The organism is Mycobacterium sp. TH-M25, from assembly GCF_057473665.1.
Genome location: NZ_JBYCLA010000538.1, coordinates 1 through 7,291, shown reverse-complemented (window position 1 = coordinate 7,291; position 7,291 = coordinate 1). Strand labels below are relative to the sequence as shown.

Sequence of the window (7,291 nt, the reverse complement as noted above, 5' to 3'; positions counted from 1 at the left end):
GACCGTCGCGACTCGCGTGACAACCGGGGCCGCCGCGATGGTGGCGGCCGCGGCGGTCGGGACCGTGACGGTGACAAGAGCAATTACCTGGAGCGGGTCGCCACGATCAACCGTGTTTCCAAGGTGGTCAAGGGCGGTCGGCGCTTCAGCTTCACCGCGCTGGTGATCGTCGGCGACGGCAACGGCATGGTCGGTGTCGGCTACGGCAAGGCCAAGGAAGTTCCGGCTGCGATCGCCAAGGGCGTCGAGGAGGCCCGCAAGGGATTCTTCCGTGTTCCGATGATCGGTGGAACCATCGTGCACCCGGTACAAGGCGAAGCCGCCGCCGGCGTTGTGCTGCTTCGTCCGGCCAGCCCCGGTACCGGTGTGATCGCCGGTGGTGCGGTGCGTGCGGTGCTGGAATGTGCTGGGGTGCGCGACATTCTGTCCAAATCGTTGGGCAGTGACAACGCGATCAACGTCGTGCACGCGACGGTCGCCGCGCTCAAGATGTTGCAGCGTCCCGAAGAAGTCGCGGCGCGACGTGGGTTGCCGCTGGAGGACGTGGCGCCGTCCGGCATGCTGCGAGCCCGCCGCGAAAGCGAAGCGCTGGCTGCCGCCGCCGCTCGTGGAGGAAGCGCGCAATCATGACGCAACTCAAAATCACCCAGGTGCGCGGCGTCGTCGGCGCTCGCTGGAAGCAGCGGGAAAGCCTTCGCACACTGGGACTTCGGAAGATCCGCCAGTCCGTGGTGCGCGAGGACAACGCGCAGACCCGCGGGCTGATCAAGGCTGTCCAGCACCTCATTGAGGTCGAGCCGGCCGATGGAGGCAGCAAGTGACCATCAAACTGCACGACCTGCGCCCCGCGCCTGGATCGAAGACCAAGCGCACCCGGGTGGGCCGCGGTGAAGGCTCCAAGGGTAAGACCGCCGGTCGAGGAACCAAGGGAACCAAGGCCCGTAAGAACGTGCCGGCCACCTTCGAGGGTGGGCAGATGCCGATTCACATGCGGCTGCCCAAGCTCAAAGGTTTCCGTAACCGGTTCCGCACCGAGTACGAAGTGGTCAACGTCGGTGACATCAACCGGCTGTTCCCCGAGGGCGGTTCGGTCGGCGTGGACGATCTGGTGGCCAAGGGGGCGGTTCGCAAGAAGACCCTCGTGAAGGTTCTCGGCGACGGGAAGCTGGCCGTCAAGGTCGACGTCACCGCGCACAAGTTCAGCGGCAGCGCGCGGGAAAAGATCACCGCGGCAGGCGGTTCGGCGACCGAGCTCTAAAGCGGGCTTGCTACTTCTGTGGCCGTGCCGCGAGCACATCACGGAACAGGGCCTGCCGCAGTGCGAGTTCTCGCGGGTCGCTGCACAGGTGAAAACCCAAGCGATTCATCACATACGCGAAGCCGACTCCGGTATCGGGGTCGGCGAAGCCAAACGATCCGCCGAAACCCGGTGTGCCGAACGCCTTGTCCGACGAGCCGAACTCGCACAGCGGCACCGGCTTGGAAAGCCCCAGCGAATACACGACGTCGACGCGCAGTACCCGGTCCCGTGCTGAGTGGCCTGGCGCGGCCGGCCGGGCCATGAGCTCGTCTCGGACGTCGGTTGCCAAACCGAGAGCGGCGTCGTTGACCGCGGCGCTGCCGTAAAGCTTGGCAACGGCATTGGCGGTGCCGATTCCATTGGCCGACGGAACTTCGATGGCACGTACGTCGTCACGGTTGTAGTCGCCGTTCCACGGCGCGACGTTGCGCGGCAGGGAGCCGGCGCGGGCCAGCAGTCCGAGCGGGTTGAATGACGCGGCCACCAGCGCGGGCGGCATGACATTGAGATGTAGCAACGCCTCCGCGCGTGACCAGTGGTGTAAGTGCGCCACCCGGCCACGGTCCACCGAGTCCGGAAGTCCGATAAAGAGATCCAGGACGAGTGGCCGGGCGACTTCGTCGGCGAAGAAGCGGCCCAGCGTACGGCCGGCCGGGTCGGTGCGACGGATGAGCTCGGATTCGTACCAGCCCAGGGTGATCGCGTGATACCCATGCCGGGTTCCCGGCGGCCACGCCGGCTTCTGCGCCGCGAGCATCGCCGAGAGCCGTTGCGGGTCGGCGACGTCCTGCACGGTAGGCATCGGCTTGAGCGCACACAATCCGGCCTGGTGCGCGAGCAGTTGTCTGATGGTGACCCCGGCCTTGCCGGCCTGAGCAAACTCGGGCCAGTGGTCGACCACGTGGTCGTCGTAGCCGAACAGTCCGCGCGAGACCGCCACCGCCATTGCAAGGGCAGCAACACCTTTGGTGGTGGAGAACATATTGACCATGGTGTCGCGCTGCCATGGCTCCCTGGTGAATCCGTTACGGTAGCCGCCCCACAAATCGACCACTTTGACGCCTTCGCGGTACACCGCGACGCCCGCCCCGATTTCGCGGTGGGCGGCGAAGTTCGCCCGGAATGCGTCGGCAACTTTGCCGTAGCCCTCGTCAACGTCGCCCTCGATCAGGTCTGGCGATGCTGCGACTCTGCTGCCCATGCTGGTGGTTATACCGCTGTGTGCCCGCCTTCGAGCGAAAACACCCCCGTGACATTGTGTCGAAGTGAAATTGTGCCGAAATGCGATGTCCCCCGGGGCGGTGATATCGCCGGTGGTCACAAAACGAGAAATGGGAGGCACCTCGGACAGCGCCGGTCGAGCCTGCTGGACTAACCGGTGATGCAAAGAGATGGAAAATCGCTCCCTGCCACCGGACGGTCGGGGCGTTCCTGGACCATCGGTAGGCTCGTGACATGTTCTCTTTCCTGCCTGATCCGCCGGGCATCGACGACATCCGCGCGTTGGTCCGCCGGGTGGACACCGCTCGCCACCACGGTGTCCCCAACGGCTGTGTGCTCGAACTCGACCTGCGGGCGGCGCCCCCGGAAACCAGCGGACTGGATCCCGTCGCGATGATCACCGGCAGCGGTCGGCCCTTGGTACTGCGAGAAACGGTGGCGGCGCTGCACCGGGCGGCCGAAGACTCTCGCGTCGCCGGCCTGATCGCACGGGTCCAGCTACCGGCCGCCGCGGTCGGCCCGGTTCAAGAACTACGCGAGGCCATCGCGGCGTTCACCGCCGTCAAACCGTCCCTGGCCTGGGCCGAGGACTATCCAGGCACGCTGTCGTACTACCTGGCGTCGGCATTCGGCGAGGTGTGGATGCAGCCGTCGGGGACGGTCGGGCTGATCGGATTCGCCACCAGCGCCTTGTTCCTGCGGGACGCGCTGGACAAGGCCGGCATCCAGGCGCAGTTTGTCGCCCGCGGCGAATACAAGTCGGCGGCAAATCTTTTCACGCAGGATCGCTACACCGACGCCCATCGGGAGGCCGACACCGGGCTGCTGGAGAGCCTGCGCCGCCAGGTGTGGCAGGCAATCGCCGAGTCGCGCGGGATTGGCCGGGACAGCCTCGACGGTCTGGCCGATCGCGCGCCGCTGCTGCGTGACGTCGCCGTGGAATCGAAGCTGATCGACCGCATCGGTTTCCGTGACGAGGCATATGGGCGAATCGCCGAACTGGTTGGGGCCGAAGGTTTGTGCCCGGGATCGGGAGATGCCGACGGCGATGACGCCCCGCCGCGACTCTTTGTCTCTCGATACGCGCGGGCAACCGGGTCGGGAGGGCCTTCCATGCCCGGACGCGGGCCGAGATCGACTATTGCCGTGATCACCGTCGCCGGCCCCATCGTGAATGGCCGCGGCGGTTCACGGCTGCCATTGGGATCGTCCAACGCCGGTGCCGACACCATCGCCGCGGCACTGCGCGCTGCCGCACACGACGATTCGGTGTCGGCGATCGTCTTGCGGGTCGACTCGCCGGGTGGCTCGGTCACTGCGTCGGAAACCATCTGGCGGGAAGTGGAGAAGGCCCGTCAGCGCGGAAAGCCCGTCGTCGCGTCGATGGGTTCGGTTGCCGCATCCGGGGGCTACTACGTCTCGATGGGCGCCGACGCGATTGTGGCCAACCCCGGGACGATCACCGGGTCGATCGGAGTGGTGACGGGCAAGCTGATCGCCCGCGACCTCAAACAGCGGCTGGGTGTCGGCTCAGATGCCCTGCGCACCAACGCCAATGCCGACGCATGGTCGATCAATGCGCCGTTCACGCCAGAGCAGCAGGCGCAGGTCGAGGCCGAGGCGGATCTGTTCTACACCGACTTCGTCGAGCGCGTCGCCGACGGCCGCAACTTGAGTGTCGACGCGGTCGAAGCGGTGGCCCGAGGTCGGGTGTGGACCGGTGCCGACGCCCTCGACCACGGCCTGGTCGACGAGCTCGGCGGTCTGCGCACCGCGATACGCAAGGCCAAGGCGCTGGCGGGTCTCGACGAAGACGCCAAGGTTCGCCTGGTCGGCTACCCGGGTTCGTCGGTATGGGATTACCTGCGGCCACGACCGTCGTCCCAGCCCGCGGCGGCATCGTTGCCGGATGCGTTGGGCGCGTTGATTATTCAGTCCGTAGTCGGCATCGTCGAGCAGGCCGAGCGGTCGCTGGCCGGCGCCAGCGTGCTGTGGTTGGGGGAGTCGCGTTTTTAACCTCGCAGCGTTCCGCTGATGTAGATGATCTCGCCCAGCGGATCGTCATTCTCCGGGGTGGGGACGGCCCGTCCATTGTTACGGAACAAGTCTTCGCGAGAGATGTCGGTGACGTCCCACGACTTGCCGCGCAGGTATTCCGCGACATGGCTGCGTTGGCCGCTGTAGATCAGCGAGGGCATGTCGATGTCGACGCCCTGCTCACGAAGCGGGGCAGCCATTTCGCGGGCCCGGTCCTCGTCGAAATCGATGATCCCCGGCACATATTCGGTTGCGACCGTGCTGCCCGGTGTGCTCAACGCGGTGATGTTGTCGAACAGCCGGTCCTGAGCTTCTGGCGGCAGGTAGATCAACAGTCCCTCGGCCAGCCACGCGGTCGGTGCGCCGATGTCCAGCCCCGCCGCGCGCAGCGCCGCCGGCCAGTCGTAGCGCAAGTCGATCGCGACCGTGCGACGCGTCGCGGTGGGTTCGGCGCCGAGACCGGCGAGTGTGCGCGTCTTGAACTCGATCACCTGCGGCTGGTCGATCTCGTAGACGGTGGTCCCGAAGGGCCAGGGCAGTCGGTAGGCGCGGGCGTCCAGACCCGAAGCCAGGATCACCACCTGCCGTACGCCCGACGCGACGGCGGCCAGGAGGTAGTCGTCGAAGAACTTGGTGCGCAATCCCATTCCGTCGACGATGGCCCGCATCCGTTCCGGCGACGAATTCGGGAACAGTGAGACGTCGACGTCTCCGTCGATCATCTTGACGAAGAAATCCAGCCCGACGGCCCGGACCAGTGGCTCGGCGAACGGATCGTCGATCAAGGGCCGGGCATCCCTGGTCGCCATCGCGCGACCCGCGGCGACCATGGTCGCGGTGGCGCCGACGCTGGAAGCCAAGTCCCAGCTGTCGTCGTCGGTGCGCGTCATTTCAGCGTCGCATTGACGTAGCTCATCTCGCCGAACACCGCCATCGTCGACTCCTCGGGGAATTCAAAACCGTTGCGGGCGTAGAGCTCTTTGGCCGGGTGCGCGTCCACCTGCCAGCCGTGCGTGGTGAGGTAGTCGGCGACGACGGCGCGGTCGCCGACATAGAACAGGTCTTCGGCGTCGAGGTGGAAGCCGAAGGTGCGCCAGCGCTCGCTGATCTGTTTGAGGCGGTCACTGGTGAAGGCATTCGGATCGGGAACGTGTTCGGTGGCGAGCTGGCTACCCGGTGCGCTGAGCGCGGTGATGTTGTCGAACAACCGATCTTGCGCGTCGGCCGGCAGATAGGGCAACAGGCCCTCGGCGCTCCATGCGGTGGGTTGGCCGGTGTCGAAACCCTTGGCGCGCAGCGCGGCCGGCCAGTCGTCGCGCAGATCGATCGCGATGGTCCGCAGTTCCGCGGTCGGTGCGGCGCCGAGGTCGGCCAGCGTGCGGGTCTTGAACTCGATCACCTGTGGCTGGTCGATCTCGTAGACCACCACCCCGTCGCCCCACGGCAGCCGGTAGCCGCGGGTATCCAGGCCCGAAGCCAGGATCACCGCCTGCCGGATACCGGAGGCGGCAGCGCCCAAGAAGAAGTCGTCGAAGAACCTTGTCCGCACGGCCATTTGCTCGGTCCGCGTCTTGCGATTCAGCATCGGGTCGTCTTCGAGGCTGAGATCACCGTCCAGGAGACGAACGAACGGCCCTAGACCTACCGCACGCACCAGCGGCTCGGCAAACGGATCGTCGAGCAGCGGTTCGGGCCCGCGAGAGGCCATCGCACGCGAGGTCGCCACCATGGTGGCGGTGGCCCCGACGCTGGAGGCCAGGTCCCAGCTGTCGTCGTGGGTGCGTGGCATTGAAAGCTCCTATTTCTTGTCGGTCAGCGTGCCGCTGACATAGAGACGGTCGCCGAACGGCAGGTCATCTTCGGCAAGCGGTGCAAGACCATTGGCGGAGAACAACTCTCGGATGGTGCTGCCGCTCATCTGCCACCCGTGATCGGACAGATACGGCGAGGCCTCGTTGCGTTCGCCGAAGTAGATCAGTTGCGTCATGTCGAGGTCGAGCCCGTGTTTACTCCAGCGCTGTGAGACGGTCCGCATCCGGTCCTTGACCCGCTCCTCGTGGTCCTTGTCGCGGGTGGGCCCACTCTCGGTGGCGATCCGGCTGCCGGGTGCGCTGAGCTCAGTGATGGTGTCGAGCAGCCGATCCTGGGCTTCGGGCGGCAGGTAGCCCAGTAGACCCTCGGCACTCCACGCGCTGGGTTGAGCGGGGTCGAAGCCGGCGGCACGCAACGCGGCCGGCCAGTCCTCGCGAAGGTCGACGGCCACCGCGCGACGGTGCGCGGTGGGCTGGGCGCCCAACTCGGCCAGCGTCCGAGACTTGAATTCGATGACTCGCGGCTGATCGATTTCGTACACGGTGGTGCCGTCGGGCCAGGAGAGCCGGTAGGCGCGCGCGTCCAGGCCGGAAGCCAGGATCACCGCCTGCTTGATGCCCGCGTTGGTCGCCTCGACGAAGAACTCGTCGAAGAATTTCGTGCGGACCGCCATGTTGTCGGTCATCCGCTGCGCACCGGCCGGCGCACCGTCGTTGTCGTCCTCGAGGTCGGCGGGGGACAGCTCGCCGGTGGCCAATTTGGTGAACAGCTCGAGGCCGACCGCTCGAACAAGGCGCTCGGCGTAGGGATCGTTGATCAGCGGCCGGTCGGCCCTGCTGGCCATCGCGCGGGCCGCGGCCACCATGGTGGCGGTCGCGCCGACACTTGATGCGAGGTCCCAGGTGTCGTCGTCGGTGCGTC

Annotated in this window: 8 protein-coding genes; 4 read left to right on the top strand and 4 right to left on the bottom strand. The window is 66.6% G+C overall.

All coding sequences use genetic code 11. The annotated features are described in order from the left end of the window. The 3 genes from rpsE to rplO form a co-directional block, all read left to right on the top strand. The coding region (rpsE, locus tag AC2VOU_RS18030) for a 30S ribosomal protein S5 (RefSeq protein WP_486958605.1) at window positions 1–630 on the top strand (630 nt) is incomplete at its 5' end. After that, window positions 627–821, top strand: coding sequence for a 50S ribosomal protein L30 (gene rpmD / locus AC2VOU_RS18025; protein ID WP_486941704.1), 195 nt, complete (start codon window positions 627–629; stop codon window positions 819–821). The genes rpsE and rpmD, both read left to right, overlap by 4 nt. After that, a complete protein-coding gene (gene rplO / locus AC2VOU_RS18020; protein ID WP_486958604.1) occupies window positions 818–1,258 on the top strand; it encodes a 50S ribosomal protein L15 in 441 nt (146 codons plus the stop codon). The genes rpmD and rplO overlap by 4 nt, the downstream gene beginning before the upstream one ends. 10 nt (window positions 1,259–1,268) lie before the next feature. On the opposite strand, the gene AC2VOU_RS18015 is transcribed toward rplO, so the two are convergent. Then, window positions 1,269–2,501, bottom strand: coding sequence for a serine hydrolase domain-containing protein (locus tag AC2VOU_RS18015; RefSeq protein WP_486958603.1), 1,233 nt, complete (start codon window positions 2,499–2,501; stop codon window positions 1,269–1,271). Between the two features lie 254 nt (window positions 2,502–2,755). Here AC2VOU_RS18015 and sppA point away from each other — a divergent pair, with 254 nt between their 5' ends. Beyond that, complete coding sequence (gene sppA / locus AC2VOU_RS18010) at window positions 2,756–4,537, top strand: signal peptide peptidase SppA (RefSeq protein ID WP_486958602.1); 1,782 nt, start codon at window positions 2,756–2,758, stop codon at window positions 4,535–4,537. Here sppA and AC2VOU_RS18005 read toward each other — a convergent pair. The 3 genes from AC2VOU_RS18005 to AC2VOU_RS17995 form a co-directional block, all read right to left on the bottom strand. After that, window positions 4,534–5,448, bottom strand: a complete 915-nt coding sequence (locus tag AC2VOU_RS18005) for a class I SAM-dependent methyltransferase (protein WP_486958601.1) — start codon at window positions 5,446–5,448, stop codon at window positions 4,534–4,536. The two genes, sppA and AC2VOU_RS18005, sit on opposite strands and share 4 nt — an antisense overlap. Continuing rightward, window positions 5,445–6,347: a class I SAM-dependent methyltransferase gene (locus AC2VOU_RS18000; protein WP_486958600.1), complete on the bottom strand. Its 903-nt coding sequence runs from the start codon at window positions 6,345–6,347 to the stop codon at window positions 5,445–5,447. The genes AC2VOU_RS18005 and AC2VOU_RS18000 overlap by 4 nt, the downstream gene beginning before the upstream one ends. 9 nt (window positions 6,348–6,356) lie before the next feature. Next, window positions 6,357–7,291, bottom strand: a 935-nt coding sequence (locus tag AC2VOU_RS17995) for a class I SAM-dependent methyltransferase (RefSeq protein ID WP_486958599.1), incomplete at its 5' end; no start/stop codon positions are given.